This window comes from Streptomyces spinosisporus, assembly GCF_022698145.1.
GTDB lineage: Bacteria > Actinomycetota > Actinomycetes > Streptomycetales > Streptomycetaceae > Streptomyces > Streptomyces spinosisporus.
This window is the reverse complement of sequence record NZ_JALDAX010000025.1, coordinates 66,915-93,649: the sequence shown is the minus strand read 5'-3', so window position 1 is coordinate 93,649 and position 26,735 is coordinate 66,915. Positions and strand designations below refer to the sequence as shown.

Genomic DNA, 26,735 nt, shown 5'->3' with positions numbered 1-26,735 from the left:
CCCTTGGCCTGCTTCGCCAGCTGCTCGTCCAGGTTTTCGTACGCTTCCTTGGCCTTCTTCAGGAAGTCGGACAGGCCGTGCAGGCCCTGGATGGTCTTCGCCGCGCCCTTGGTGAAGGTCTTGATGGAGTCGTCGTAGGCTCCGGAGGCCTTCTGGGTGGTGAAGCCGTTCTCCACCAGCGCGCTGACGCGCTTCTCGACGTTCTTGATCTTGTCTTCCAGGTCGTGCATGTCCTTGATCAGGTCACCCGCGACCTTTTCCATCTCGGCATATGTAAGGTCCGTGTCTTTGCCTGCCATGACGGCTCCCTCCCGTTCATGTGGCCGCAGGGCCTTCCCCCGTGGCGCTGTTCGTGCGGGTTCACGGCCGTTCGACGACCGTCCGCATGAGCAAAGATCTTACGGGTGTGGCCCGTGGGGCCACAGGGCCCTCATGAGAGGGAATCGTGAACCGGCGCACATCCCGTTGCATCCGGGAAAGCATGGGCGGCTAAGGTCACTCTCACTGTGTTGGATGAACCCACTGTGGTCAGTGGTCATGGTCTCACTGTGGTCAGTGGTCCGCCGTGGTCAGTGGTTCCACTGCCTTCAGTGGTCTCGGTGTGTTGGGGGACGTAGCGTGCGCCTGAGTCTGACCGTCGTCGACCCTCTCGGCGGTGCCAGCGCCGACGTGGTGCTCGATGCCGATCCGGAGTCCACGGTCGGTGACATCGCCCAGGAGCTGGCACGGCACGTCGGCCTGGGCGACAGTGCGCAGATCATTCCGATCGGCGCGCATCGCGGCGGTGCCGGCGGCTCCGGCGCCCCCCTGGCCTACATCGACGGATACGCCGTCGACCCCTCCGCCACCGTCGTCGGCTCACCCCTGCGGGACGGCGTCGTCGTCAGCCTGCACGACCCCGTCGGCTGCATCCTCGGTGAGCCCACCGGCGTCGTGGAGCTCCGGGTGGCGGGCGGGCCCGCGGCAGGCGCCCTGCACCGGCTCGGGGTGGGACGGTACGACATCGGCAACGGCCCCGCCGACCACATCCGTATCGACGACCCTGAACTCCCCGCCCGCGCCGCCACGCTCTCCATCGCCATCGACGGCGCCTGCCAGGTCGCCCTGCACGGCATCGAGAACACCGGCGAAGGCACCGCCGCGGACACCGGCAAGAACTCCGGCCGACGGGACTCCGGCCGACAGGACTCCGGCCGACAGGACTCCCCCCGTCTCGACGGCGAGGAGTTCGACGGCGGCGACTGGCCGCTGGGCGCCCAACTCGCCCTCGGCAACACCCTGTTGGAGCTCGCCCCCTACGCCCCGCCCAACGCCGCCCTCAAGTGGTCCGACGACGGCGCCGGTCTCGACTACAACCGGCCCCCGCGGCTGCGCCCCGCCGAGCGGCAGACGTCCTTCTCGCTGCCGAACCCGCCCGGCGACTACGAGGCCCGTCCGCTGCCCTGGCTGATGGCGCTGCTGCCGCTGGTCGGTGCCGTGGTGTCCGTGTTCATGTTCCACCGCTGGTACTACCTGATCATGGCCGTGATGAGCCCGATCATGCTGTTCGGCAACTACTTCATGGACAAGAAGCACGGCCGCAAGTCGCACGCCAAGCAGCGCAAGGAGTACCAGGAGCACAAGGAGCGGATCGAGAAGGACGCGCAGGAGGCGCTGGTCACCGAGCGGACGGACCGGCGGCAGGCCGTCCCCGACCCCGCCGCCGTCCTCGCCACCGCCACCGGCCCGCGCACCCGGCTGTGGGAGCGCAGACGTACCGACGCCGACCACCTCCTCCTCCGCTTCGGCACCGGCCGTGTTCCCTCCGAGGTGGAGCTCGACGACCCCGAGCAGGACGAGCACAAGCGCAAGGTCCGCTGGTACATCGAGGACGCGCCGGTGGCGCTGCCCCTCAGGGAACTCGGCGTCATCGGCGTCGCGGGCCCCGGTGACTCCGCGCCCGCCCTCGGCCGCTGGGCCGTCGCCCAGACGGCCGTCCTGCACAGCCCGATGGACGTGCAGTTCTACGTCCTGACCGACAACGAGGCCGACCGGCGCTGGGACTGGGTGCGCTGGCTGCCGCACGCCCGTCCGGCGAGCGGCCAGGACGTCAACGTCCTGATCGGCACGGACTCCGAGACCGTGGCCGCGCGCGTCGGCGAGCTGACGCAGCTGCTGGACGCCCGGCAGAAGGCCCTGCAGCAGGGCGGGCGCGGCAAGAACGACGGACCGGTCTTCTCCGACCCGGACATCGTCGTCGTCTGGGACGGCTCGCGGCGGCTCCGGTCCATGCCGGGTGTCGTACGACTGCTGCGGGAGGGTCCGGCGGTCGCCATCTACGCGCTCTGCCTGGACGAGGAGGAACGCTTCCTGCCCGGCGAGTGCCAGGCCTTCGTCGTCGCCGAGCCGCGGCCCGCGAACGACGCCGGCAAGTCCGCCGTTTCCGTCGCCCAGCAGTCGGCCGGCGGCTTCCCCTCCTTCCAGGCCTGGCATCCCGCCGCCCAGCAGACCGACGAACACACCCGTGCCGTCCCGGAGTTGCGGCTGCGCGTCGAGCAGACCGGTGCGCTGCGCAAGAAGAACGTACGGCCCGACTTCGTCTCCCCGGCCTGGTGCGCCCGGCTCGCCCGCTCGCTGTCCCCGCTGCGCGACATCAGTGGCGAGACCGAGGACTCCGCACTGCCCGCCGCCAGCCGGCTCCTCGACGTGCTCCAGCTGGAGCCGCCGACGCGCGACGCGATCGCGGCGCGGTGGCGGATGGGCGGCCAGTCGACGATGGCCGTCATCGGTGAGTCCTACGACGGCGCGTTCGGCATCGACCTGCGCCGGGACGGGCCGCACGGCCTGATCGCCGGTACGACGGGTTCCGGCAAGTCGGAGCTGCTGCAGACCATCGTCGCGGCGCTCGCGGTGGCGAACACGCCCGAGAACATGACGTTCGTCCTCGTCGACTACAAGGGCGGCTCGGCGTTCAAGGACTGTGTGAAGCTGCCGCACACCGTCGGCATGGTCACCGACCTGGACGCCCATCTCGTCGAGCGGGCCCTGGAGTCGCTGGGCGCGGAGCTGAAGCGGCGCGAGCACATCCTCGCCGCCGCCGACGCCAAGGACATCGAGGACTACCAGGACCTGGTGAAGCGGGACCCCTCGCACCCGCCGGTGCCCCGACTCCTCATCGTCATCGACGAGTTCGCCTCGATGGTGCGCGACCTGCCGGACTTCGTGACGGGTCTGGTCAACATCGCCCAGCGTGGCCGTTCGCTCGGCATCCATCTGCTGCTGGCCACCCAGCGGCCGTCCGGCGTCGTCTCCCCCGAGATCCGCGCCAACACCAACCTCCGTATCGCGCTGCGCGTGACCGACGCCGGTGAGTCGACCGACGTCATCGACGCGCCCGACGCCGGGCACATCGCGAAGAGCACCCCGGGCCGCGCCTACGTCCGCCTCGGACACGCCTCGCTGGTCCCGTTCCAGTCGGGCCGCGTCGGGGGACGCCGCCCGGGCGCCGCCGACCCGGCGACACTCGCGCCGTGGGCCGGTCCGCTCACCTGGCAGGACCTGGGCCGGGCCGCGCTCACCAAGCCCAAGTCCGAGGCGCGCGAGGACGACGAGATCACCGACCTGAAGGTCCTGGTCGACGCCGTACGGGAGGCCAACACCGCCCTCGGCATCCCGGCGCAGCACTCCCCGTGGCTGCCCGCGCTGGACGAGACGCTGCTGCTGGACGAGGTCCCGGCCCCGCAGAGCCAGGGTGCGCTGCCGGCCGCCCCGTACGGCATCGAGGACCTGCCCGCCGACCAGGCCCGCCGCCCGGTGGTCGTCGACTTCGCGACCTTCGGCCACCTCATCCTCGCCGGCGCCCCGCGCACCGGCCGCTCGCAGGTCCTGCGCACCATCGCGGGCTCGCTGGCCCGCACCAACTCCTGTGCGGACGTGCACATCTACGGCATCGACTGCGGCAACGGCGCCCTGAACGCGGTGACCCGGCTGCCGCACTGCGGTGCGGTCGTCAGCCGCAACCAGCTGGAGCGGGTCGAGCGGCTGGTCAGCCGGCTCTCCGGCGAGCTGAGCCGCCGTCAGGAACTGCTGGCCGACCGCGGTTTCGCGGATATCGGCGAGCAGCGTGCCGCCGTCGAGGCGGAGGAGCGGCTGCCGCACATCGTGGTCCTGCTGGACCGCTGGGAGGGCTGGCTGCCCACGCTCGGCGAGCACAACCACGGTGATCTGACCGACCAGATCATGGCGATGATGCGCGAGGGCGCCAGCGTCGGCATCCATGTCGTCATCACCGGTGACCGCCAGCTCCTCGCGGGCCGCATCTCCTCCCTCACCGAGGACAAGTACGGTCTGCGGCTTGCCGACCGGGCCGACTTCTCGATGCTGGACATCAACGCCCGCAAGGTGCCCGAGGAGATCCCGCCGGGCCGCGCGTTCCGTGCCGAGACCGCCGCGGAGACGCAGTTCGCGCTGCTCGCCGAGGACACCACGGGTCAGGGCCAGAACGCCGCGCTGGTCGCGATCGGTGAGGCGGCGGCCGCCCGGGACGCCTCCGTGCCGCGTGCGCTGCGCCCCTTCCGCGTGGATGTGCTGCCCAGCCGTATCTCCTTCGAGGACGCGTGGGCGATGCGCGACCCGGCGACGACGTCCGCTCCGCTGTGGGCGCTCGCGGGTGTCGGTGGCGACGAACTGGCCGCCTTCGGACCGGATCTGGCCCAGGGCGTCCCGGCGTTCGTCATCGGCGGGCCGGCCAAATCGGGCCGCTCCACGATGCTGTTGAGCTTCGCCCGCTCCTACCTCGCCAAGGGCGTGCGCCTCGTCGTCGCGGCGCCCCGCCCGTCGCCGCTGCGTGAACTCGACGGCCAGGACGGCGTGTTGAAGGTCTTCACGGGCCGTGACGTGGATGAGGACGAGCTGACGGAACTCGTCGACACGGCCAAGCCGGAGGACCCGGTCGTGGTCCTGGTCGACGACGCCGAGGTCCTCGACGACTGCGACGCGGAGGACGTCTTCAAGCGCATCGTCGAACGCGGCACCGAGGAGGGCCTCGCGGTCGTCATCGCGGGTGACGAGGACGAGATCTGCGAGGGCTTCTCCGGCTGGCAGGTCGACGCCAAGAAGGCCCGTCGCGGCATCCTGCTCTCGCCCCAGGAGTCCGGCTCCGGCGAGCTCATCGGCATCCGCACCAACCGCAGCATGGTCGGCGGCCCGATCACCCCGGGCAAGGGCATGCTCCACCTGGGCACGGGAGAGCACGTCACGGTCACCACGCCGCTCTAGGCGGTCCCGCTACTGGATCTTCGACATCCGGGCCGTCGGGTTCCCCTCGGCCTCGCTGTCGGAGACGTACTTCAGGTCGTCGCCGACGTGCGACAGCCGCACGGTGTGGGGGGCGGGGTTGCAGCCGCTGTGGTTGGACTTCGCGCCGACCGAGGTGGCGACGATCTGCTCGGCGGTGACGGTCTTGACGGTGAGGACGTCGTTGCAGACGCCGCCGAGCTGGTCGGTCTGCCGCAGGCTGCCCAACTCCTCGCCCACGTCGGCCTTGTGGACGGTGAGCCGGAAGGTGCCGACGGGCAGGTTGCCGTCGAGGGCGAGCGCCTGCCCCTCCCAGGTGCCGAGGTAGGAGGCGGGTACGGCGGAGCCGGTGCCGCCGGTGGGCTCGGCGCTGCCGCTCGGCTTGGGGCTCGCGCTGGGCTTAGGGCTCCCGTCCGCCGTGCCGCTCGCGCCGTCGCTCGGTGTGGCGGCCGCGGAGGGATCGCTGCCCGCACTGCTGTCCCTGTCGCTGTTCCCCGTGCCGGGCAGCAGGTCGAAGAGGAAGGCCGATCCCACCGTCACCGCCGCCAGCGCCCCCGCGACCGCGAGCGCCACCGTGCAGCTCAGCCGCCGCCCCCGCCCGCCGTCACCCGGCCCGGACGAGGCGGCCACGGAGACGGAGAGCCTGCCGGGAGGCGCGTCCCGCGGTTCGCCGGCCGACGGCGGGGGCGTCGAGGGCGGGGTCATCGACGACGCGGGCGCCTGGGGCACGGAACCGGAAGACGCCGACGTCGAGGGCTGGGACATCGGGGGCGTGGGCGCCGAGGGCGGCATCACCGGCGGCGGTCCGAACTCCCCCGCCGTCGAAGCCGTAGAACGCCCGGCCCTCTCCCCTCCGGCCGTCACCCCGTCCCCGACCGACACACTGCTGAAGCCCACCGGCCCGGACGCCGCCTCCTGGCCGGACGTCGTCGCCTCCAGGTTCAGCAGCTGTACGGCGCCCCGGCTCACCTGCTCCACCAGCGCCCCCGGCAGCCATCCGGCCGCCACCAGCCGGGCCGCGCCCTCGGGGGCGAGGCGGCGGGCCAGGTCACCGGGCGCGGGGCGCGCACCCGGCTCCTTGGTCAGACAGGCCTCCACGACCTGGCGCAACTCCCCGTCCAGCGGGCCGAGTTCCGGCTCCTCGTGGACGACCTTGTAGAGCAGCGCCGCCGAGGAGTCGCCCGGGAAGGGCGGCTCGCCGGTCGCCGCGTACGCCAGCACCGCGCCGAGCGAGAAGACGTCGGCGGCGCCGGTCGCGCCCTTGCCGAGGATCTGCTCCGGGGACATGTAGCCGGGCGAGCCGATGGACACACCGGTGGAGGTCAGGGAGGCCGTACCGTCCGTGGCGCGGGCGATCCCGAAGTCGATCAGGAGCGGGCCGTCCAGGGTGAGCAGGACGTTGGAGGGCTTCACATCACGGTGCACCAGGCCCAGTTCGTGCACCGCCGCCAGCGCTTCGGCCAGGCCCGCACCCAGCACGCGTACGGAATGGGCGGGCAGCGGACCGCCGTCGGTGACGGCCGCCGCGAGTGACGGGCCCGCCGCGTACGCCGTCGCGACCCAGGGCACCGAGGCGGCCGGGTCGGCGTCGAGGACCGGCGCGGTCCAGGCGCCGCCGACCCTCCGCGCCGCCTCGACCTCGCGGCGGAAGCGGGCGCGGAACTCCTCGTCGAGCGCGAAGTGCGGATGCACGATCTTGACCGCGACCGTACGGCCTCCCGCGCTGCGGCCGAGATAGACACGGCCCATGCCGCCGGAGCCCAGCCGGCCGAGCAGCCGGTAGGGCCCCACGGCGGTGGGCTCGTCGGCTCCCAGTGGCTGCATGGCGTCACCCCTCCCCCGTAACACGAGAAAAGGGTAGTGCGCCGTTCCCGTACGGCTTAGGGCTGCAGCAGATCCACCTGCACGTCCGCCGGGAAGCCCGTGGTCGGCCCGACGCGCCGGGCGAACTCGGCGACCGCGTCGAGCTGGGGCCCGCCGAAGCGGAAGTCCAGGGTCGTGAAGTACTGCTCCAGGACCTTCTCGTCGAAGGCCTCCCAGCGGGCCGCCTGCTCGGCGACCTTGCCGACCTCCTCCAGGGAGAGGTTGCGGGAGGCGAGGAAGGCCTCGTGGACCTTGCGGGTGATCTCCGGCTCGCGCTGGAGGTAGTCGCGGCGGGCGGCCCAGACGGCGAAGACGAACGGCAGCCCGGTCCACTCCTTCCACATGGCACCGAGGTCGTGCACCTGGAGCCCGTAGCGCGGTCCGTCCAGCAGGTTCGCGCGCAGGGCCGCGTCCCCGATGAGCACGCCGGCCTCCGCCTCCTGCATCATCAGGCTGAGGTCGGGCGGGCAGGTGTAGTAGTCGGGCTGGACGCCGTGGCGCTCGGCCAGCAGCAGCTGGGCGAGGCGGACGGAGGTGCGCGAGGTCGAGCCGAGGGCGACCCGTGCGCCGTCCAGCTGGTCGAGGGGGACCTGCGAGACGATCACGCAGGACATCACCGGGCCGTCGCAGCCCACCGCGATGTCCGGGAAGGCGACCAGGTCGTCCGCGTGCTTGAGGAACTCGACCAGGGTGATGGGCCCGATGTCGAGGTCGCCCTGCACCAGCTTCTCGTTGAGCTTGTCGGGGGTGTCCTTGGTGAGCTCGAAGTCGAGAAGCGTGCCCGTTCTCGCGAGCCCCCAGTACAGAGGCAGGCAGTTCAGGAACTGAATGTGACCGACGCGCGGCCGGGTGCGAGAATTGTCCACATCGCGAGACTAGACCCTATGGGGTACGGTGCTTCGTTCAGGGTGGCGCCAAGCCGCCACCGTCGCCTCGTCAACCTCACCCGCCCCTTTCAAACATCTGGGTGACGTGATCTTGACCTCTATTGCTTTCGGCTGCCCGCGTGCTAGGCTCGCCGCAAGTTGCAGTTTGGTTTCCCTTGCAGTACAGAGCCTGCGGAGCATGTAACCGCGGGCTCTAGTCGTTTTCAGACGTATGCAGTTGTGCGGCACAGTTTCACACTTGCAGGTTCTGGAGCAGGGCGACCCTTTGGGCCCAAGGAGGGCTTATGGCTACCGGAACCGTGAAGTGGTTCAACGCCGAAAAGGGCTTTGGTTTCATCGCCCAGGAAGGCGGCGGCCCCGACGTCTTCGTTCACTACTCCGCGATCAACGCGAGCGGCTTCCGCTCGCTGGAGGAGAACCAGCAGGTCTCCTTCGACGTGACCCAGGGCCCGAAGGGCCCGCAGGCGGAGAACGTCACCCCCGTCTGATCATTCGGTCCTCGGAGCCTGGTGCTTTGATCCGGAACTGAGAGCAGTACCCAAGGAGCCCCGCGCCGCAAGGCGGCGGGGCTCCTGCCTTTTCACGCGCCCGGCCCGCTCGCGCGCGTCACACGTGCTGCATGATCAGCACGAACGCCGTCCCGGGCGCCAGCGCCTCGTACGAGTGCGGCACATCCCCGGGGTAGGCCATGTAGTCCCCCGCCGCCAGCTCCGCCTGTTCCCCGGTCGGCCCGGCCTTCACCCGCCCGGCGCCGACCACGAGGTGCTCCACGGTTCCCGGAATGTGCGGCTTGGAGTCGCGTACGGTGCCGGGCTCCAGTCGGACGCGGTAGATGTCGCGCCGGGCGCCCTGCGGACCGGCGGACAGCAGTGAGGCCGTGAAGCTGGACTGCTCGGAGCGCACGGTCGGGCCCTCGTCGGCCCGGATCACCCGCACGGTCGACGTCGGCGGCTCCACCAGCGCGCCGAACGGCACACCGAGCGCCACCGCCAGCGCCCAGATCGTCTCCATGCTCGGGTTGCCGCCGGCCGCCTCCAGCTGGGACAGCGTGGATTTCGCGATTCCGGCCCGTTTGGCCAGCTCCGAAAGGGTGAGGCCGGCCCGGGTGCGCTCGCGGCGCAGGGCCGCGGCGATCCAGCCGAGGGGGAGCCGGGAGGGCGGGGGCGCGGGCGCGTCGGGCATGTCGTTCGCTCCATCGGTATGACTGTTCGCCTTGACGAACACTGCGGCTGCTGTTCATTGTAGAAAACATGCGTTCGCTGCAACGAACAAGCCCGGTGTTCCCGGCCCCGCGAAGAGACCTCGTCCGCGACAGTTCACTCGTCTGGCTCGCCAGCGGGATCGTGGGCGTCTCCTTCGGCGCGATCTCCGTCGCCGGCGGGCTGCCGGTGTGGGTGCCGGTGGTGATGTCGCTCCTGGTGTACGCGGGATCGGCCCAGTTCAGCGCGGTCGGCGTGCTGCTGGCCGGGGGCGGCCCGCTGGCCGCCGCGGCCACGGGGCTGCTGCTCAACACCCGCACGGCCGCCTTCGGCCTCGCCGTCGCGGACGTGATCGGGCGGGGGTGGGCGGCGCGGCTGCTCGGCGCGCACCTGGTGACCGACGAGACGGTCGCCTTCACGCTCGCCCAGAGCGATCCGCTACGGCGCCGGGCGGCGTTCTGGATCTCCGGGCTCGGCCTGTTCGCCGTATGGAACGTCGGGGTCCTGGCGGGCGCGCTGGCCGGGGGTGCCCTCGGGGACACGGCGCGGTACGGCCTGGACGCGGCCTTTCCCGCCGTCCTCGTGGCGCTGGTCCTGCCCGCACTGCGCACGGACGCGCGGGTACGCCGGTGCGCCCTGCTCGGCGCCGCACTGGCCCTGGCGGTGACCCCGGCCGTCCCGGCGGGCGTACCGGTGCTGCTGGCGCTCGCGGGTCTGGCGCTGTACGGGCGGAAGGAGGCGCCCGCATGAACGCGACGGTCGCGCTGATCCTGGCCCTGGCCGCCGGGACGTACGCCTTCCGTCTGGTGGGCCCGGCGCTGCACGGCCGGGTGCGGCTGCCGCAACGGGTCCACGATCTCGCGGCGGCCGGCGCGGTCGTCCTGCTCGCCGCCCTGCTGGCGACGGGAGCCCTGACGGAGAACGGCACCTTCGCCGGCTGGGCCCGACCGGGCGGCGTACTGGTGGCGGCCGCCCTGGCATGGCGACGGGCGCCGTTCGTGGTGGTGGTGCTGGGGGCGGCGGTGACTACCGCTGTGCTGCGGGCGGTGGTGCCGGGGGCGGCTTGACGGTCGTACCGCGAATTCCGGTCGTGCGCTGCTTCTTCACGTGCCGCGCGCCAGGGCCTCGAGCGCGCCCCGCGTCTTCGTGTGCTGTCCCGGGGGCGGGTCGAGGCCGTGGGTGCGCAGGAGGGAGGTGAGGGAGGCCTGGACGAGTTCGGCGCCCTGGGGCGGGACGCGTTCGGAGACCTCCAGCCAGTCGAGGGGGGCGTCGGTGCCGGGTGTGGCGGGCAGGGTCCAGTGCTCCAGGGCGACCTCGTGGTGGTCGAGGCGTACGGCGCTCCAGCGCACGCTGTGGACGGGGCCGAGCAGGCGCAGCGCGTCGAAGCGGACGGGCACGTCCGCGCACTGGGCGAGGAAGGTGCGCTGGCAGTCGGAGAAGACCGGGGCGAGCGGGGCGGTGCCGGATGCCACCGCCTCGATCGCCGCGCCGGAACAGGTGGAGACGAGGGAGGCGGCGAGGGACCTGTTCTCGCCGGACCAGTGACCGTCCAGGCGGAACGCGTGCGGTCCCTGCTCGCGGAAGTCCAGCCAGCGGTCGGTCAGCCGCGACCTGCGGCAGGGCCGCAGCCGCGCCGTGACGTCCGCGGCTCGCCCGCTCCCCGACCGCAGCCGCAGGATCACCCCCGCATCCAGCAGCGGCAGTTGCCCTGGCGCACGGGAGCGGGCGAGGGCTTCACAGAAGTAGACGTGGCGCCGGAGTCCCCCGTCCTGATCCGGCGCCAGCGCCCGGATCGCGGCAGCCGCGCCGGCCCCCGGGAACGTCACCTTGATCTCAACCGAGTCGAGCCTCTGATCGGTTCCCGCGAATGGCGGCATCGACCGTCCCCCTTGTCCGCGAACCGCTTCCCCGGCGGTCCGTGCGGAGCGCGCCGGCGGTCTGTACGGGCAGCCAGTCAAGTCCCCGGTGCGCCGGGGCGCGTCGGGGAAGTCCCTACGTCTGCGTCCGGCCCCGTCCGGTGGCGTACTTCGGGACGTATCCCCTTTCTCGACGGCGTCGGCGAGGAGCATCATGAGGGCGCGGGCGGGCACACCGCCGAGGAGTGACGATGCACGGGGGACCTGCGCACCTGCGCGACGGGAGTGCCCCGTCCCGGACTTCGGCCCGTCTGGTGGGCCGGGAGCGGGAACGCGGGCTGATGGACGACCTGCTGGTGGCGGGCCGGGACGGCGGGGCGGCCCTGCTGCTGTGGGGCGAGCCCGGCATCGGCAAGACGGCGCTGCTCGACTATGCGGCCGAGCAGGCACGACAGGCTCAGCAGGACGTACGGCCCGAGGACGCACCACAACTGCTGCGCGCCCGCGGCATCGAGACCGAGACCGTCCTGCCCTTCGCCACGCTGGGCGATCTCCTCATGCCGCTTTCCTCCCGTTTCAGGGAACTCCCGGGGGCGCAGCGGGCCGCGCTGGAGGCGTGTCTCGCACTGTCCGGCGGCGGCACCGACCAGGCCCGCGGCAATCCCTACGCCGCCTGCCTGGGTGCTCTGAACGTGCTCGCGGCCGTCGGCGAGGAGCATCCCGTGGTCGTCCTCGTCGACGACCTGCACTGGGTGGACCCCTCCTCCCAGCGCGTGCTGCTGTTCATCGCGCGGCGGCTGGCCGGGGAGCGGATCGCGCTCGCCCTGTGCTCGCGCGAGGACCACGGCGAGTCGGGCACGCACCACACCGTGCCCACCGTCCGGTTGGGCGGCCTCGCGCCCGACGAGTGCGCCGCGCTGCTGCGTGCGGCGGGTCACGAGACGGCCCCCGCCGTGCTCGCCGAACTCGTCCGGATCGGTGGCGGAAACCCCCTGGCCCTGCACGAGATCGCGGCCGGTCTGACGCCGGAGCAGGCGCGCGGCGAGCAGCCCCTGCTCGATCCGCCCTCGCTGGGCCTGTCCCTGGAGCGCGCCTGGTCGGCCCGGATCGACGGCCTTCCGGACCCGGCCCGCCGGGCCCTGGTGATGCTCGCCGCCAGCAGGTCGGGGGAGGCGGGCGCACTGCGCAAGGCGCTGGAGGCGGTCGGCCTCACGCTGGAGGCGCTGGCGCCCGCCGAGCAGGACGGGCTGATCAGGTCGACCGCCGACGGCCTCGACTTCCACCACCCGGTGCTCCGGCCCCTCATCCTCGGACGCGCTCCCCTGGCCCACCGCTTCGCGGCGTTCCGCGCCCTCGCCTCGGTGAGCACCGGCCCGCTGCACGCCTGGTATCTGGCGGCCGCCAGCGCCGGTCCCGACGAGCGGGCGGCGGCCGCGCTCGCCGAGGCCGCCGAGGAGGGCAGGCGGCGCAACGCCTTCCAGGAGTCCGCGCTGGCCTGGCGGCGCGCGGCCGAGCTGACCCCGGACCCGGCCGTCCGCGCGGGCCGTCTCCACCACGCCGCCTCCGACGCCCTGTTGAGCGGTTCGCCCTCGGGCCCGCAGTGGTGCGAGGAGGCGCTCCGCATCACGCCCGACCCCGCCATGCGCGCCGACATCGAGGCGCTTCTCGGCCGTATGTACACCTGGAAGGGCGAGCCCGCGCGGGCCCACGCGCTGCTCGTGGACGCCGCGGACGCCGTACGCGCCAGTGATCCGCCGCGGGCCTGCGCCCTGCTGGCCGAGGCGGTGGTGCCGGCCCGGCTCGACGGCAACGTCCCGGCGGCCGTCCGGGTGGCGGAGCAGTCCCTCGCGCTCTCCTCCGAGACGGGCCGCGACCGCTGGTACAGCCTCACCGTCCTCGGCGCCTCCCTCGTCCTGGCCGGCCGCACCACCGAGGGCGTGGCCATGCTGACGGCCGCCGACCGGCACGGCACCGGCGGCGACGTCGTACGCGACCAGCAGGTGTACGCCGTCGCCGGTCAGGCCTGGAGCCGGGTCGAGGAGTACGCCCGCGGCCGCCGTCTGCTCAACACGGCCGTCGACTCCGCGCGCCGGCACGGCGCGGTCGGCGTCCTGGGCTTCACCCTCGCCGTACGCGCCGAACTGGAGACCCGCATCGGCCAGTGGGCCTCGGCCTGCGGCGACGCGACCGAGGCGCTGCGCTGGGCCGAGGAGCTGGGGCAGCGCACCAGCATCAGCTACACGCTGTACTGCCTGGCGCGGCTGGACGCCCTGCGCGGGGACCGCGTGGAGTGCGAGGACCATGTCGCCCGCGCCCGGCGCGAGTGCGGCACGTACGGCATCGGCTGCCAGGAGTTCCACATGACGGCCGCGCTGGGTCTGGCGGCGTTCGCGCACGGCGACTACGAGGCGGCCGTCGACCAGTTGGAGCAGACCTCGGCGCTCGCGCAGGCGCAGGGCATCGGCAACCCGGAGGCCGTGCCCTTCGCCGCCGACCTCGCGGAGGCGCATCTGCGGGCCGGGAACACCGCGCGGGCCGCCGAGGTGCTGGACCGGCTGGAGGAGCGGGCGCAGGCGACGGGTCTGGCGTCGTCGCTGGCCGCCGCGGCCCGCTGCCGGGGGCTGTTGGCGGACACGCCGGAGGAGGCGGAGGCCTGCTTCGAGCGGGCGCTGGCCGCGCACCGGCGCACCACGGGCCCCTTCGACCGCGCCCGCACCCGGTTGTGCGAGGCGGAGGTGCTACGGCGGCACCGCCACCCGGCGGCGGCCCGCGCACCGCTGACCGACGCGCTGGCGTGCTTCGAGCGCCTCGGCGCGGTGCCCTGGGCGCGCCGCGCCGCGGCCGAACTGGCCGCCTTCGGCGGGATGCCGGCGTCCGGGCCGGCGATGGGCGGCGTCCTGGACCGGCTCACCCCGCAGGAGTTCCAGGTGTCCCGGGCGGTGGCACGGGGGCTGAACAACACGGAGGCGGCGGCGTCGCTGTTCGTGTCGCGCAAGACCGTGGAGGCCCATCTCACCCGGATCTACCGCAAGTTGCAGGTGCGCTCGCGGACGGATCTGACGCGTCTGCTGACGGCCGCGGACCTGCTGGAGTGAGCGAGCGGGCCGGTTGTCAGTGGTGGTCGCTACGGTTTCGACCATGACCGTTTCCGAGACCGGCAGCGAGCCCGGCAGCGACTTCCTGACCAGCACCCGCGTGTTCTACGACGCCATCGCCGAGGACTACGCCGCCCTGTTCGAGGGCCGGCACGCGGCCACGCCGCTGGACCGGGCGATACTCGCCGCCTTCGCCGAACTCGTGGGCGGCGAGGGGACGGTGGCCGACGTGGGATGCGGTCCGGGCCGCAGCACCGCGCACCTCGCCTCGCTCGGCCTGCGGGTCTACGGCCTCGACCTGTCGGAGTCGATGCTGGCCGTGGCCCGGCGGGAGAACCCGGATCTGCGGTTCGAGCAGGGCTCGATGCTCGACCTGGACGTCCCCGACGGGGGTCTTGCCGGGATCGTCTCGTGGTACTCGACCATCCACACCCCTGTGGACGAACTGCCCGCGCTCTTCACCGAGTTCCACCGGGCCCTCGCGCCCGGCGGCCACGTCCTGCTCGCCTTCCAGACCGGCGGCCCGCACCGCCGCCACGACCGCCCCTTCGGCCACGACGTGTCGCTGACCTTCCTGCGCCGCCAACCGGACGACCTGGCGGACCTGTTGACCGAGGCGGGGTTCGCGCTCGGCTCACGGACGGTCCGGGAGCCGGACGAGGACCTCGGCGAGCCGACCCCGCAGGCGTATCTGCTGGCTCGCAAACCGGTGACGGCCGCACGGCCGGGCGAGTCGACCGGCTGACCGGCTGACCGGACAGCAGGCCTCAGTCGCGCCCGGGTCCGAGCACGGCGAGGCAGTCCTGCCAGGCGGGCTCGCTCAGCAGGACCCGGAAGCCGCTGAAAAGGGCGAGGAGTTCGGGGCCCCACCGGGTACGGAAGTCGCGGCTGCGGTGGGCCAGGTCGAGTTCGTTCGCGACGGTGAGTTCGGCGAAGTCCCGGCGCAGAGGGGTGGCCGGGGTGAGGGTCCGGCCCGTGAAGCGGTCGTGGAAGAGGCCGTCCGGGACAGCGAGGCCGGGGTAGGAGGCCCGGCGGTCGCAACTGGCGTAGAGGTAGACGATCTCCTCGCTCTCGGGGCCGATCACGGCGGCGAGTTCGGTCCGCCGGTCGAGGGGGAGCAGGGCGGTCGGGAAGCCGTCGGTGCCGTAGGCGGCATGGGTGAGTCCGGCGCGTTGCAGCGCCGGCCGCGCGCCCCAGGCGGCGAGCCGGTCGCCCACGCGGTCGAGGTGCGCGAGCAGCGTCCCGCCCGGGTGCGGAAGGCTGCCGGCGCCCAAGTCCCGCATGAGGGCGGTGGCTTGGTGGTGGTCGGGCGTCCTCGGCACGACGGCATCCCTTCGGCGCACAGGGCCCTTCGACATCTGGGGCCCCTCGACAACCGGACCCTTTCGACGTCCGGGTCGGCACCCGCTCGCTCCCCCGCACGGGTCCGGATCCCGGCGTGGGTGGGAGCGGGTTGCCGCCCTCGGGCCCTGAAAGGGATCGTCGTACGGTCGCCGGATGCAGTCAATCCTTGGGATGTGTGGCCGGACCCAAGTGTTAGCTTGGGGTTCGTGACCCTTGACGACCTGCGGGTGTTCGTGGCGGTGTGCCGGGCCGGCAGCCTCAGTGCGGTGGCCAGGGAGCTCGACTGCACCCAGTCGGCGGTGAGCCAGCATGTGAAGCGGCTGGAGCGGGAGACGGGCGTGGCGCTGCTGGAGCGGCAGTCGCGCGGGGTCGTGCCCACCGGGGCCGGGCGGGTGCTGGAGGCCGCGGCGGCCGAAGGGCTCTCCGGGCTCGATCTGGCCCTGCGGCAACTGCGGGATCTCGTCGAGGGCGCGAGCGGGCAGGTGCGGGTGGCGACGGGCGCGACGACCGTACGGCACTTCATGTCGGACGCGGTGGTGGAGTTCCGGCGCCGGCATCCGCACGTCAACCTGGAGTTCCGTACGGTCAGTTCGGGCCGCGGCAGCTTCGACGCGCTGACCGACGGGGTGCTCGACCTGGCGTGGATCACCCTCGGCCCGCCGGTGCGGGGCATCGAGCAGCGGGCGGTGGTGGAACTCCCCTGGGTGCTCGCGGTACGGGCCGACGACGCGCTGGCCGACCGCCCGTCCGTCGACCCGCACGAGCTGGCCGGCGTACGCCTCATCCGCCTGCCGCCGAACTCCGCCTCCGCCGCCCAGCTGGACGCCGCCTGCGCGGAGCTCGGGGTCCGCTTCGGGTACGACACGAGCGTCGCCGACTGGGACACGGCGCTGCTGCTGGCCGAACTGGGGGTCGGGCGGGCGGTGATCCCGGCGCTGCCAGGGCTGGCGGTGCCGGGGGAAGGTGCCCTGCGGTTGATCCCCGTCCCCCTGCTCCGCCCGCTGCCCGTCGGCTGGGCCGTGCGCCGCTGGGACGCGCTCAGTCCGGCGGCGCGGGCGTTCGCGGACACCGTCGTGGAGCACCGGCAGGGGCTCAGCGGTCGTACAGGCTCTCCACCTCTGCCGCGTAGTCCCGCATGACCGCCTCGCGGCGCAGCTTCATGGACGGGGTCAGGTGGCCCGCCTCTTCCGTGAAGTCCTGGGGGACGATGGCGAAGCGGCGGATCGACTCGGGGCGGGAGACCAGCTTGTTCGCCTCGTCCACGGCCCGCTGCAGCACCGCCCTCAACTCCTCGTCGTCGACCAGGAGTTCCGCGGGCACGGGGTGCTTGCCGTGCATGCGGCGCCAGTGGCCGACGCCCTCCATGTCGAGGGTGATGAGCGCGGCGATGTAGGGGCGGCGGTCACCCACCACCATGCACTGGGAGATCAGGGGGTGCGAGCGCAGCCAGTTCTCCAGCGGCGCGGGGGCCGTGTTCTTGCCGCCCGCGGTGATGATGATCTCCTTCTTGCGGCCGGTGATGGTGAGGTAGCCCTCGTCGTCCAGGTGCCCGATGTCACCGGTGGGGAACCAGCCGTCCGCCGACGACGGGATCACCCCGCCGCCCTGCGGGTCCCAGTAGCCGCGGAAGACCTGACCGCCGTTCAGCAGGATCTCGCCGTCGGCCGCGATCCGGACCTTCGTGCCGGGCAGGGGCCAGCCGACCGTGCCCAGACGGGGTTTGAGCGGGGGTGTCACGGTGGCCGCGCCGGTCGTCTCGGTGAGGCCGTAGCCCTCGTAGACCTCCATGCCCGCGCCCGCGTAGAAGGCCGCGAGGCGGCGGCCGAGGGGGGAGCCGCCGGAGATGATGTGGCGGATCCGGCCGCCCATGGCGTTGCGGATCCGGCGGTAGACCAGGGTGTCGTAGAGGGCGCGGGCCGCCTTCAGCGCGGCGCCCGGGCCGGAGCCGGTGCCCGCGTGCCGGGCCTCCAGCGCCTCGCCGTAGCGGACGGCGGTGCTCGCCGCGCGGTCGAAGACGGCGGCCCGCCCGCCGCTCTCCGCCTTGGCGCGCGCGTTGTTGTAGACCTTCTCCAGCATGTACGGGATGCACAGCAGGAAGGTCGGCCGGAAGGCGGCGAGGTCGGCCAGCAGGCTGTTCCCGTCCAGGCTCGCGGCATGGCCGAGGCGGACCCGGGCCCGGATGCAGGCGATCGCCACCATGCGCCCGAAGACGTGCGACATGGGCAGGAAGAGCAGCGTGGAGGGGTCGTCCGCCTTCGACTTGAAGATGGGGTAGAGCAGTTCGATCGCGTTGTCGACCTCGGCGATGAAGTTGCCGTGCGTGAGCACACAGCCCTTGGGGCGGCCGGTGGTGCCCGAGGTGTAGATGACGGTGGCGAGCGTGTCGGGGACCAGCATCCCGCGGCGTACGGCGACTTCCTGGTCGGGGACCTGATGCCCGAGCTCGGCGAGCCGGTCGAGGTGGTCCTTCTCCACGATCCACAGGTGCCGCAGATCCGGCAGCCGGCTCAGCTCCGGTCCGAGCGCCGATGCCTGGGCGGCGGTCTCCGTCACCAGGGCCACCGCACCGGAGTCCTGGAGGATCCACCGGGTCTGGTAGACGGAGGACGTGGGGTAGATCGGCACGGTGACCAGGCCCGCGGCCCACGCGGCGAAGTCCAGGAGCGTCCACTCGTAGATGGTCCGGGCCATGACGGCGATACGGTCGCCGGGGACCAGGCCCTCCGAGATCAGGCCCCTCGCCAGGGCCTGCACCTGCTGCGCGAACTCCGCCGCCGTCACGTCCACCCAGTCGCCGTCGCCCCTGCGGCGGCTGAGGACCCGGGATGCGGGGTCCGCGTCCGCGTTGTCGAACGGCAGGTCGGCGAGCGAGCCGTGGACGGGCGGCGGGACGAGCGGCGGAACCGATGTCTCCCGCACCTCTCCGCCCAGGCGCCGGATCTCGGGCCGCACCAGCTGGGGTACGCCGTCGTAGTCGGACGCGGACGGGTAGGGCACGGACACGGACATGGCAGCTCCTGGGACGTGCAGCTCGGGGTTCTGCTCTGCTGTTCAGGTACGTGCAGTGCAGGCCGAGTGGTTCAGCCGCTCCGCGGGGGCGGGGTGGGGTTACCGGGGGTTAGAGCGGTGATCTTACGTAGCCGGCATGTGGGGGATGTGCATGTTCGGGGACGGTATGGGGCGGGATCGGTTTGTGTTTGGCTGCGGGTGCGTCGTGGCTGGTCGCGCAGTTCCCCGCGCCCCTCAAAAGCAGTTGCAGGCGCCCTTATGAGACGTAGAGCTGGTCGATCCAGTCCGCGAAGTCCCTGGTGATGGCGTCTCGTTTCAGTTTCAGGGAGGGGGTCAGGTAGCCCGCCTCTTCCGTGAAGTCATGGGGGACGACGGTGAAGCGGCGGATCGACTCCGGGCGGGAGACCAGTTTGTTCGCCTCGTCCACGGCCCGCTGCAGCACCGCCCGCAACTCCTCGTCGTCGACCAGGAGTCCCACCGGGACCGGGTGCTTGCCGTGCATGCGGCGCCAGTGGCTGACGCCGTCCATGTCGAGGGTGATGAGGGCGGCGACGTAGGGGCGGGCGTCGCCGACGACCATGACCTGGGAGATGAGGGGGTGGGCGCGGAGCCAATTCTCCAGCGGGGCCGGGGCGACGCTCTTGCCGCCCGCCGTGATCAGCATCTCCTTCTTGCGGCCGGTGATGTAGAGGTACCCCTCCTCGTCGAGCCGGCCGAGATCGCCGGTGGCGAGCCAGCCGTCGACGGTCGCCGGGGTCACCCCGCCCGCGTTCGGGTCCCAGTAGCCGCGCAGCACATGCCCGCCGCTGAGCAGGACCTCGCCGTCGGCCGCGATCCGGACCTTCGTGCCGGGCAGGGGCCAGCCGACCGAGCCGAGGCGGGGTTTGAGGGGCGGGGTCACGGTGGACGCGCCGGTCGTCTCCGTGAGGCCGTAGCCCTCGTAGATCTCGATGCCGGCCCCGGCGTAGAACGCGGCGAGGCGGCGGCCGAGCGGGGAGCCGCCGGAGATCATGTAGCGGACCCTGCCGCCCATGGCGTTGCGGATGCGGCGGTAGACCAGGGGGTCGTAGAAGGCGCGGGCCGCCTTGAGGACGGTGCGCGGGCCCGCGCCGGTGCCGGCGTGCCGGGCCTCGACGGCCTCCCCGTGGCGCACGGCCACGCCCACCGCGCGGTCGAAGGCGCCGGCCCGGCCGCCGGTCTCGGCCTTCGCGCGGGCCGCGTTGAACACCTTCTCCAGCATGTACGGAATCGCGATGAGACAGGTCGGCCGGAAACTGGCCAGCGCGGGCAGCAGTTCCTCCGGCTTCAGGCTCGGGGCGTGTCCGAGCCGCACCCGGGCGCGGATGCAGGCGACCGCCACCATGCGGCCGAAGATGTGCGACATCGGCAGGAAGTGCAGCACCGCCGCCTCTTCGCTGGTCCGCTGGCGGAACACCGGGTAGAGGAGCTCGATCGCGTTGTCGATCTCGGCGAAGAAGTTGCCGTGGGTGATCGCGCAGCCCTTGGGGCGGCCGGTGGTGCCCGAGGTGTAGACGATGGTGGCGAGGGTGTCGGGGCCGAGCATCCCGCGCCGTACGTCCACTTCCTGGTCGCGTATGCGCCCGCCGCGCTCCGCCAGGCGCTCCACATGGCCCTTCTCGATGACCCACAGGTGCCTCAGGTCCGGCACCCGGTCGAGTTCCGGGCCCAGCGCGGCCGCCTGCGCCGCGGTCTCGGTGACGAGCGCGACGGCGCCGGAGTCCTGGAGGATCCAGCGGGTCTGGAAGGCGGAGGAGGTGGGGTAGATCGGGACGGTGACCAGACCGCAGGCCCAGGCGGCGAAGTCCAGCAGCGTCCACTCGTAGACGGTCCGGGCCATGACGGCGATCCGGTCCCCCGGGGTCAGCCCCTCGGCGATCAGCCCCTTCGCCGCCGCCAGCACCTCCTCGGCGAACCCGGCCGCGGTGACGTGCTCCCAGCGGCCGGTGTCGGTGCGGCGGCTGAGGACCTGGTCGTCGGGGGCGGTGCGCGCGTTGTCGAACGGCAGGTCGGCGAGTGAGCCGTGCCGCACCGGCGGGACGAAGGGCGGTACGTAGGCCTCGCGCACCTCCCCGCCCAGCCGCTGGATCACGGGCTCCACGAGGACCGGCGTGCCGTCGAGCGCCGTGGCGTGAACCGCGGCGTCGGCGGACGGGCGCGAGGTGGACACGGGCGACTCCAGCGCTTCAACGGAGTTGCCCTGCGGGGGACTTGCCGCAGGTCGGGGAGGAGATCGTACGGCGCGTTCGTGATGAGGCGGTGAGGGTTCGACGAGTGTACGGCGACGGGGATGGATCGGGGATGTGCAATCTCGTCGCTTTTCTTGCCGATAACGCCCTACCGGGCGGTATGGTGAACATTTTTCAACTTTCGGCTCCTCCCGCCGCGCTCCCGCCACACTCCCGCCGCACCCTTCATCGTCCCCCTCGCAGCCCCCTTCCCTCAGCTATTACCTCCGGTAACCTGACTCCGGAGTAAGAAGAGCATCCGCATGGGGAGTTATGGACATGGCCGACCGCTACCTGCGCTTCGCCGGCACCGCACCCGGCCGCTTCCTGACCCGCAGACTCGGCCTGCCCCAGCCCGCCGAGCTGCGGCGCTGGTCGCCCGAGCGGCCCTCGCTGGACGGCGGGCTGCTGCACCTCACCGCGGGCAAGACGGACCTCGATCTCGCGCCGGCCCTCGCCCGCACCGGGCTGCCCGACGGCACCGGCGGGCCCGTCGCGGCCGTGGTCCTCGACGCCACCGGGGTGCGCGACGTCGACGGGCTCGCCGAGGTGCACGCCGCGCTGCACCCCGTGGTGCGGTCCGTCGCGAGCAGCGGCCGGATCGTCGTGCTGGGCTCGCCCCTCGATGCGGGCGACCACCACCAGGCCGCCGTGCAGCAGGCGTTGGAGGGGTTCGTGCGCTCGCTCGGCAAGGAGATCGGGCGCGGCCGGACGGTGAACCTGCTGCGCCTGACGGACGCCCGCTCCGCCGAGTCGGCCCTGCGCTTCCTGCTCTCCCCCAAGTCCGCCTACGTCGACGGGCAGGTGATCGAGACCGTACGGGCCGAGGAGGCCGCCGTCGACTGGCACCGTCCCCTCGCCGGGCGCACCGCCCTGGTCACCGGGGGCGCCCGCGGCATCGGCGAAGCGGTCGCCGAGACGCTGGCCAGGGACGGCGCCCGGGTCGTCGTACTCGACGTGCCGCAGGCCGAGCAGGACGCACGGCGGGTGGCCGAACGGCTCGGCGGCACCGCCCTCGCGCTCGACATCACCGCCGCCGACGCGGGCGAGCGGATCGCCGCCGCGCTCCCGGACGGCCTGGACGTGCTGGTCCACAACGCGGGCATCACGCGTGACCGCCGTCTGGTCAACATGCCCGCCGAGCGCTGGAGTCCGGTCCTGGAGGTCAACCTCGCGAGCGTGCTGCGCACGACGGACGCGCTGCTCGCGGCCGGGGCGGTCGCACGGGGCGGTCGGATCGTCGCGACCGCCTCGATCGCGGGCCTCGCCGGGAACGCCGGGCAGACGAACTACGGCGCGAGCAAGGCCGGCGTCGTGGGGCTGGTCCGCGCTCTCGCGCCGCGCGCGCTCGCCGAGCACGGGGTGACGGTCAACGCGGTCGCGCCGGGCTTCATCGAGACGAAGATGACGGCGGCGGTCCCGCTGTTCATCCGGGAGGCGGGACGGCGGATGAACTCCCTTGCGCAGGGCGGACTTCCGGCCGACGTCGCCGAGACCACGGCCTGGCTCGCCCACCCGGCCTCGGGCGGGGTCAACGGCCAGGTGGTCCGGGTCTGCGGCCAGAGCCTGCTGGGAGCGTGAACGCGATGTCCGTCGTGCTGCCCGCCTCCCCCGCGCTCGCGCCGCTGCTCGCCCGCGGCGCCCTGCTCTCGCCCTTCAAACACCCGCGCCCGGACGCCGACTTCCCCCGTGACCGGCTCGTCCTGCGCGGACTGCGCATCGACCTGGCACGGCTGGCCGCCTACGAGCGGGTGTGCGGCTTCGCGACCGGCGACGACGCGCTGCCGCTGACGTATCCGCATGTGCTGGGCTTCCCGCTGGCCATGCGGCTGATGAGCGACCGGGGCTTTCCGCTGCCGCTGCTCGGGCTCGTGCACACGTCGATCGAGATCACCCGGCGGCGGTCCCTGACGGCCACCGGGGAGTACGAACTCGCCGTGCACGTGGGCGGTCTTGAGCCGCACCGGCGGGGCACCGAGGCGTCCGTGATCACCGAAATGCGGTCCGGGCAGGACGTGGTGTGGGAGTCGCGCAGCACCTATCTGGCCCGGCACCGCACCCAGCAGAAGGGCGAGACTCCCAAGGACGACCGTCCTCCGCTGCCCGCGGTGGCCGAATGGCGGCTGGCCGGCGACGTCGGCCGCCGGTACGGTGCCGCGTCCGGCGACCGCAACCCCATCCATCTGCACCCGCTCACCGCCCGCCTCTTCGGCTTCCCTCGCGCCATCGCCCACGGCATGTGGACCGCCGCCCGCTGTCTGGCCGCCCACGGCGCCCCCGAACGCACCCGTGTCCAGGCGCAGTTCAGGGCGCCGGTGCTGCTGCCGGGGACGGTGACGTACGCGGCTGAGGGTGGCCGGTTCGAGCTGCGCGGCGGCGAGCGCGTGCATGTGAGCGGAGTCGTGGAGGACCTGGTGCCGTAGCCCCTGCGGGCACACCGTCGAGGCGGGCGTCAGTTCTCCGAGGGCGGAGGGGTCCAGGGCCGCCCTTCCATGAGGTTGCCCAGGCCCGCCCAGGCGAAGTTCATGAGGGTGGCCGCGGCCTGGCGGGCCGTGGTGCCGGGGGTGGCGTTGGCCCAGGCGGCGAGGGACTCGGCGGCGCCGACCAGGGCCTCGGCGAGCCCGGCGACCTCGCGTTCGGCGAGGTCGGGGTCGCGGTGGGCCTCCCTGGCCGCGACGACGATGAGCTGGGTGACGAACGCGACGATCTCCTCGCGCATCGCGGTGACCTCGGCCGCGAACGGTTCGCGCGTACGGGCCTGGAGGTGCAGCACCGCCCAGCCGTCCGGGTTCTGCGCCGTGTGCGTGAAGAACGCCCCCAGCCCCTCCCAGAGTTGGCGGTCGGCGGGCAGATCGGAGCGGACACCGGCCCGGACCGCCTGCACGAGTGCCTGCGCCTCACGCCGGATGCAGGCGGTGAACAGGTCTTCCTTGGAGTTCAGATACAGATAGACCAACGGCTTGGACACACCCGCCAGTTCGGCGATCTCGTCCATCGACGCGGCCATGTACCCACGCTGCCCGAACGTCTGCACGGCGGCGTCCAGCATCTGCTGCTCACGGACCGCCCGCGGCATCCGCTTGGTCTTCACGGCACCCATGGGGGCAAGAGTAATTGGGCGGCCCGGTCCCGGACCCCGCTTGCGTGACGTCTACGAGGTCTGGCCCTGCGCCCGCGTCGCGTCGTCCGCGCCGTCCTCCTGGCTGCGGTTGGCGTCCAGGTTGGCCTTCATCCGGTCGACCCTGCGCACGACCTGGACCGAGGCGCGGTCCCGCTCCTTGCGCAGCACCACGAAGCTGATCGGGGCCGAGATCACCAGGGACAGCAGGACGACCCACATGCCGTTGGAGTTGCCGAGCCCGCGCGGGACGATGCCGGAGTAGACGAGGCCCCAGACGACCACGAGGCAGCCTGCGAAGATCCCGAGGCGCATCAGCGTGTAGCGGAGCATGTCAATCCACTCTTCCGGTTCCAAAAAGGGGCACCGTCCAGTGAAGCACGCCGGATGTGCGATCTTCGACGGGGGTCAGCCGAGGGGCAGCAGCATGAAGACGTCGTCGCGGTCGTCGCCGGGGGCGACGCGGATGGCGCCGGGCACCCGCCCGACCTCCTTGTAGCCGCAGGAGCCGTAGAACCGCTCCAGGCCGTTGCCGCCGCGGCAGGTCAGCCGGATCGCCTCGATGCCGTCGAAGCCGCGGGCCGCCTCCTCGGCGGCGGCAAGCAGATCCCGCCCGTATCCCCTGCCCTGGTGCCGGGTGTGCACCATCACCGTGTAGAGCCACACCCAGTGCTTCATCAGCCGGTGGGTGTTGAAGCTGAAGAAGGCGGTGGCCGCGACCTCGCCGGAGGCGTCGAGGCCGACCAGCAGCCGGGTCCGCCCCTCGGCCATGCCGACGAGGTGCTTCACCAGCTCGGGCCGTATGTCCTCGGCGGTGACCGGTGGCACGAAGCCCACCGAGCCGCCCGCGTTGGAGACATCCGCCCACAGCCCGAGAATCCCGTCGCGCAGGGCGGGAGTGACGGCGGGGTCAAGAGTGAAAGTAAGGGACACGCGGCCATAGTACTCATTACCTACAGCAGACGTGCCGCCACCTCGAGATCCGAGACGAGCCCCTGGTACGCCGCCTCCCGGTCGTCCGCCCGCAGCACGGACGAGGGGTGCACAGTCGGCACGAGCCGCTCCGCGTGCCCGTGGATCTCCTCCTCCAGCACGGTGCCGCGCACCTGCGTGACCCGGAACGACGAGCCGAGCAGGGCCTTCCCGGCGGTCGCCCCGAGCACCACGATCAGCTCGGGCTCGACGGCCGCCGGCTCGGCCGCGAGCCACGGCCCGCACGCCGCCGCCTCCCGGAGCGTGGGCGCCTTGTGGATACGGCGCTTGCGCGGCTCGTCCCAGGTGAACTTGAAGTGCTTGACCGCGTTGGTGACGTACGCCTCGGCCGGATCGATGCCGGCTTCCGCGAGGGCGCGGTGCAGGAGCTTGCCGGCCGGGCCCACGAACGGCTTGCCCTGCCGGTCCTCCTGGTCGCCGGGCTGCTCGCCGACGAGCATCACGCGGGCCTTCGCGGTGCCCTCGCCGAAGACGGTCTGCGTGGCGTCCCGGTGCAGCGGACAGCCACGGCAGCCGGCGGCCGCCTCGCGGAGTGCGGGCAGACCGCCGCGGTCCGGGAGGTAGGGCTCGGCGGTGTAGGCGTCCTCGGGCGCGGTGGTACGGGGGCTCACGCCCGCCGGGTACCCCCGCGCCCGGAAGGACTCACACCCGCATCGGCTGCGGCGACTCCCGGCGGGCCGGGTCCGGGCCGTCGTACTCGCGGATGATCTCGTAGCGCGTGTTGCGCTCCACCGGGCGGAAACCGGCGTCGCGGATCAGGTCCAGGAGGTCCTCGCGGGTCAGCTTGTTCGGGGTGCCGTAGTTGTCCGCGTCGTGCGTGATCTTGTACTCGACGACCGAGCCGTCCATGTCGTCGGCGCCGTGCTGGAGGGCGAGCTGAGCGGTCTGCACGCCGTGCATGACCCAGAAGACCTTCACGTGCGGGACGTTGTCGAAGAGCAGCCGGGAGACCGCGAAGGTCTTCAGGGCCTCGGCGCCGGTGGCCATCTGGGTGCGGGCCTGCAGGCGGTTCCTGACCTTGCCGTCCTTCATGTCGACGAAGTCGTGCTGGTAGCGCAGCGGGATGAAGACCTGGAAGCCGCCGGTCTCGTCCTGCAGTTCACGCAGGCGCAGCACGTGGTCGACGCGGTGGCGCGGCTCCTCGATGTGGCCGTAGAGCATGGTGCACGGGGTCTTCAGGCCCTTCTCGTGCGCCAGGCGGTGGATGCGGGACCAGTCCTCCCAGTGGGTGCGGTGGTCCACGATGTGCTGCCGGACCTCCCAGTCGAAGATCTCGGCGCCGCCGCCGGTCAGCGACTCGAGCCCCGCGTCGATCAGTTCGTCGAGGATCTCGGACGCGGACAGACCGGAGATCGTCTCGAAGTGGTGGATCTCCGTGGCCGTGAACGCCTTGAGCGAGACGTCCGGCAGGGCCGCCTTCAGCTCCCGCAGCGAGCGCGGGTAGTAGCGCCACGGCAGGTTCGGGTGCAGGCCGTTGACGATGTGCAGCTCGGTGAGGTTCTCGCCCTCCATCGCCTTGGCGAGCTTCACCGCCTCCTCGATGCGCATCGTGTACGCGTCCTTCTCGCCCGGCTTGCGCTGGAAGGAGCAGTAGGCGCAGGACGCCGTGCACACATTGGTCATGTTGAGGTGGCGGTTGACGTTGAAGTGGACCACGTCGCCGTTCTTGCGGGTGCGCACCTCGTGCGCGAGGCCGCCGAGCCACGCCAGGTCGTCCGACTCGTACAGCGCGATGCCGTCCTCGCGGGTCAGGCGCACGCCCGCCCGCACCTTCTCCTCCAGCTCACGCTTGAGCCCGACGTCCATGCCCACACCTTTCACCGACGACACGACGACTACGACACCGACCAC

22 protein-coding genes are annotated in these 26,735 nt (G+C 72.5%); 9 read left to right on the top strand and 13 right to left on the bottom strand.

Annotated elements, in window-relative coordinates; all coding sequences use genetic code 11:
- A partial coding sequence (locus MQN93_RS40000; protein WP_016437580.1) for a WXG100 family type VII secretion target occupies positions 1-299 on the bottom strand: 299 nt, incomplete at its 3' end.
- A 319-nt stretch (positions 300-618) separates the two neighbouring features.
- Between MQN93_RS40000 and MQN93_RS39995 the strand changes: the two genes are divergently transcribed.
- Positions 619-5,256, top strand: a complete 4,638-nt coding sequence (locus MQN93_RS39995) for an FtsK/SpoIIIE domain-containing protein (protein WP_242713358.1) — start codon at positions 619-621, stop codon at positions 5,254-5,256.
- 9 nt (positions 5,257-5,265) lie between these two features.
- Here the strand turns inward: MQN93_RS39995 and MQN93_RS39990 are convergent, their stop codons facing one another.
- The gene (locus MQN93_RS39990; protein WP_242713357.1) at positions 5,266-7,098 is read right to left on the bottom strand and encodes a serine/threonine-protein kinase; all 1,833 of its coding nucleotides are present in this window, start codon (positions 7,096-7,098) and stop codon (positions 5,266-5,268) included.
- Positions 7,099-7,154: 56 nt separating this feature from the next.
- Positions 7,155-8,003, bottom strand: a complete 849-nt coding sequence (locus MQN93_RS39985; protein WP_016437577.1) for a menaquinone biosynthetic enzyme MqnA/MqnD family protein — start codon at positions 8,001-8,003, stop codon at positions 7,155-7,157.
- Between the two features lie 305 nt (positions 8,004-8,308).
- Between MQN93_RS39985 and MQN93_RS39980 the strand changes: the two genes are divergently transcribed.
- On the top strand, positions 8,309-8,512 hold the full coding sequence (locus MQN93_RS39980) for a cold-shock protein (RefSeq protein WP_003992177.1): 204 nt from the start codon (positions 8,309-8,311) through the stop codon (positions 8,510-8,512).
- A gap of 118 nt (positions 8,513-8,630) precedes the next feature.
- Here the strand turns inward: MQN93_RS39980 and MQN93_RS39975 are convergent, their stop codons facing one another.
- Positions 8,631-9,206, bottom strand: coding sequence for a helix-turn-helix domain-containing protein (locus MQN93_RS39975; protein ID WP_016437576.1), 576 nt, complete (start codon positions 9,204-9,206; stop codon positions 8,631-8,633).
- A gap of 68 nt (positions 9,207-9,274) precedes the next feature.
- Between MQN93_RS39975 and MQN93_RS39970 the strand changes: the two genes are divergently transcribed.
- Both MQN93_RS39970 and MQN93_RS39965 read left to right on the top strand, forming a co-directional pair.
- Positions 9,275-9,973 (top strand): AzlC family ABC transporter permease, encoded by a 699-nt coding sequence (locus tag MQN93_RS39970; protein ID WP_242713356.1) that lies wholly within the window; start codon positions 9,275-9,277, stop codon positions 9,971-9,973.
- A complete protein-coding gene (locus MQN93_RS39965; RefSeq protein WP_016437574.1) occupies positions 9,970-10,290 on the top strand; it encodes an AzlD domain-containing protein in 321 nt (106 codons plus the stop codon). The genes MQN93_RS39970 and MQN93_RS39965 overlap by 4 nt, the downstream gene beginning before the upstream one ends.
- A 36-nt stretch (positions 10,291-10,326) precedes the next feature.
- On the opposite strand, the gene MQN93_RS39960 is transcribed toward MQN93_RS39965, so the two are convergent.
- Positions 10,327-11,049: a hypothetical protein gene (locus tag MQN93_RS39960; protein ID WP_242713355.1), complete on the bottom strand. Its 723-nt coding sequence runs from the start codon at positions 11,047-11,049 to the stop codon at positions 10,327-10,329.
- A 281-nt stretch (positions 11,050-11,330) separates the two neighbouring features.
- On the opposite strand from MQN93_RS39960, the gene MQN93_RS39955 reads away from it, so the two are divergent.
- Together MQN93_RS39955 and MQN93_RS39950 are read left to right on the top strand one after the other, a co-directional pair.
- Positions 11,331-14,174 (top strand): helix-turn-helix transcriptional regulator, encoded by a 2,844-nt coding sequence (locus MQN93_RS39955; RefSeq protein WP_242713354.1) that lies wholly within the window; start codon positions 11,331-11,333, stop codon positions 14,172-14,174.
- A 43-nt stretch (positions 14,175-14,217) separates the two neighbouring features.
- Positions 14,218-14,919: a class I SAM-dependent DNA methyltransferase gene (locus MQN93_RS39950; protein WP_242713353.1), complete on the top strand. Its 702-nt coding sequence runs from the start codon at positions 14,218-14,220 to the stop codon at positions 14,917-14,919.
- 22 nt (positions 14,920-14,941) lie between these two features.
- Here the strand turns inward: MQN93_RS39950 and MQN93_RS39945 are convergent, their stop codons facing one another.
- The gene (locus MQN93_RS39945) at positions 14,942-15,532 is read right to left on the bottom strand and encodes a DUF6817 domain-containing protein (RefSeq protein ID WP_242713352.1); all 591 of its coding nucleotides are present in this window, start codon (positions 15,530-15,532) and stop codon (positions 14,942-14,944) included.
- A 192-nt stretch (positions 15,533-15,724) separates the two neighbouring features.
- Here MQN93_RS39945 and MQN93_RS39940 point away from each other — a divergent pair, with 192 nt between their 5' ends.
- Positions 15,725-16,657: a LysR family transcriptional regulator gene (locus MQN93_RS39940; protein ID WP_242713351.1), complete on the top strand. Its 933-nt coding sequence runs from the start codon at positions 15,725-15,727 to the stop codon at positions 16,655-16,657.
- Here MQN93_RS39940 and MQN93_RS39935 read toward each other — a convergent pair.
- Positions 16,611-18,527 carry an AMP-dependent synthetase/ligase gene (locus MQN93_RS39935; protein WP_242713350.1) on the bottom strand — a complete coding sequence of 639 codons (1,917 nt, stop codon included), beginning with the start codon at positions 18,525-18,527 and terminating at the stop codon, positions 16,611-16,613. The genes MQN93_RS39940 and MQN93_RS39935 overlap by 47 nt on opposite strands.
- A 256-nt stretch (positions 18,528-18,783) precedes the next feature.
- On the bottom strand, positions 18,784-20,715 hold the full coding sequence (locus MQN93_RS39930) for an AMP-dependent synthetase/ligase (protein WP_242713349.1): 1,932 nt from the start codon (positions 20,713-20,715) through the stop codon (positions 18,784-18,786).
- A gap of 337 nt (positions 20,716-21,052) precedes the next feature.
- On the opposite strand from MQN93_RS39930, the gene MQN93_RS39925 reads away from it, so the two are divergent.
- Both MQN93_RS39925 and MQN93_RS39920 read left to right on the top strand, forming a co-directional pair.
- Positions 21,053-22,354: a 3-oxoacyl-ACP reductase gene (locus MQN93_RS39925; RefSeq protein ID WP_242713348.1), complete on the top strand. Its 1,302-nt coding sequence runs from the start codon at positions 21,053-21,055 to the stop codon at positions 22,352-22,354.
- A 5-nt stretch (positions 22,355-22,359) separates the two neighbouring features.
- Entirely contained in the window at positions 22,360-23,196 is an 837-nt protein-coding gene (locus MQN93_RS39920; RefSeq protein WP_242713347.1) for a MaoC/PaaZ C-terminal domain-containing protein, read from the top strand.
- 29 nt (positions 23,197-23,225) lie between these two features.
- Here MQN93_RS39920 and MQN93_RS39915 read toward each other — a convergent pair whose 3' ends face one another.
- The 5 genes from MQN93_RS39915 to mqnE all read right to left on the bottom strand — a co-directional run bounded on the left by MQN93_RS39915 (position 23,226) and on the right by mqnE (position 26,690).
- The gene (locus MQN93_RS39915) at positions 23,226-23,873 is read right to left on the bottom strand and encodes a TetR/AcrR family transcriptional regulator (RefSeq protein WP_016437564.1); all 648 of its coding nucleotides are present in this window, start codon (positions 23,871-23,873) and stop codon (positions 23,226-23,228) included.
- Between the two features lie 51 nt (positions 23,874-23,924).
- Positions 23,925-24,224: a DUF4229 domain-containing protein gene (locus tag MQN93_RS39910; RefSeq protein ID WP_016437563.1), complete on the bottom strand. Its 300-nt coding sequence runs from the start codon at positions 24,222-24,224 to the stop codon at positions 23,925-23,927.
- A 75-nt stretch (positions 24,225-24,299) separates the two neighbouring features.
- On the bottom strand, positions 24,300-24,824 hold the full coding sequence (locus MQN93_RS39905; protein ID WP_242713346.1) for a GNAT family N-acetyltransferase: 525 nt from the start codon (positions 24,822-24,824) through the stop codon (positions 24,300-24,302).
- 20 nt (positions 24,825-24,844) lie between these two features.
- Positions 24,845-25,495, bottom strand: a complete 651-nt coding sequence (locus MQN93_RS39900) for a UdgX family uracil-DNA binding protein (protein ID WP_242713345.1) — start codon at positions 25,493-25,495, stop codon at positions 24,845-24,847.
- Positions 25,496-25,526: 31 nt separating this feature from the next.
- Positions 25,527-26,690, bottom strand: coding sequence for an aminofutalosine synthase MqnE (gene mqnE / locus MQN93_RS39895; protein ID WP_016437560.1), 1,164 nt, complete (start codon positions 26,688-26,690; stop codon positions 25,527-25,529).
- Positions 26,691-26,735: the final 45 nt, after the last annotated feature.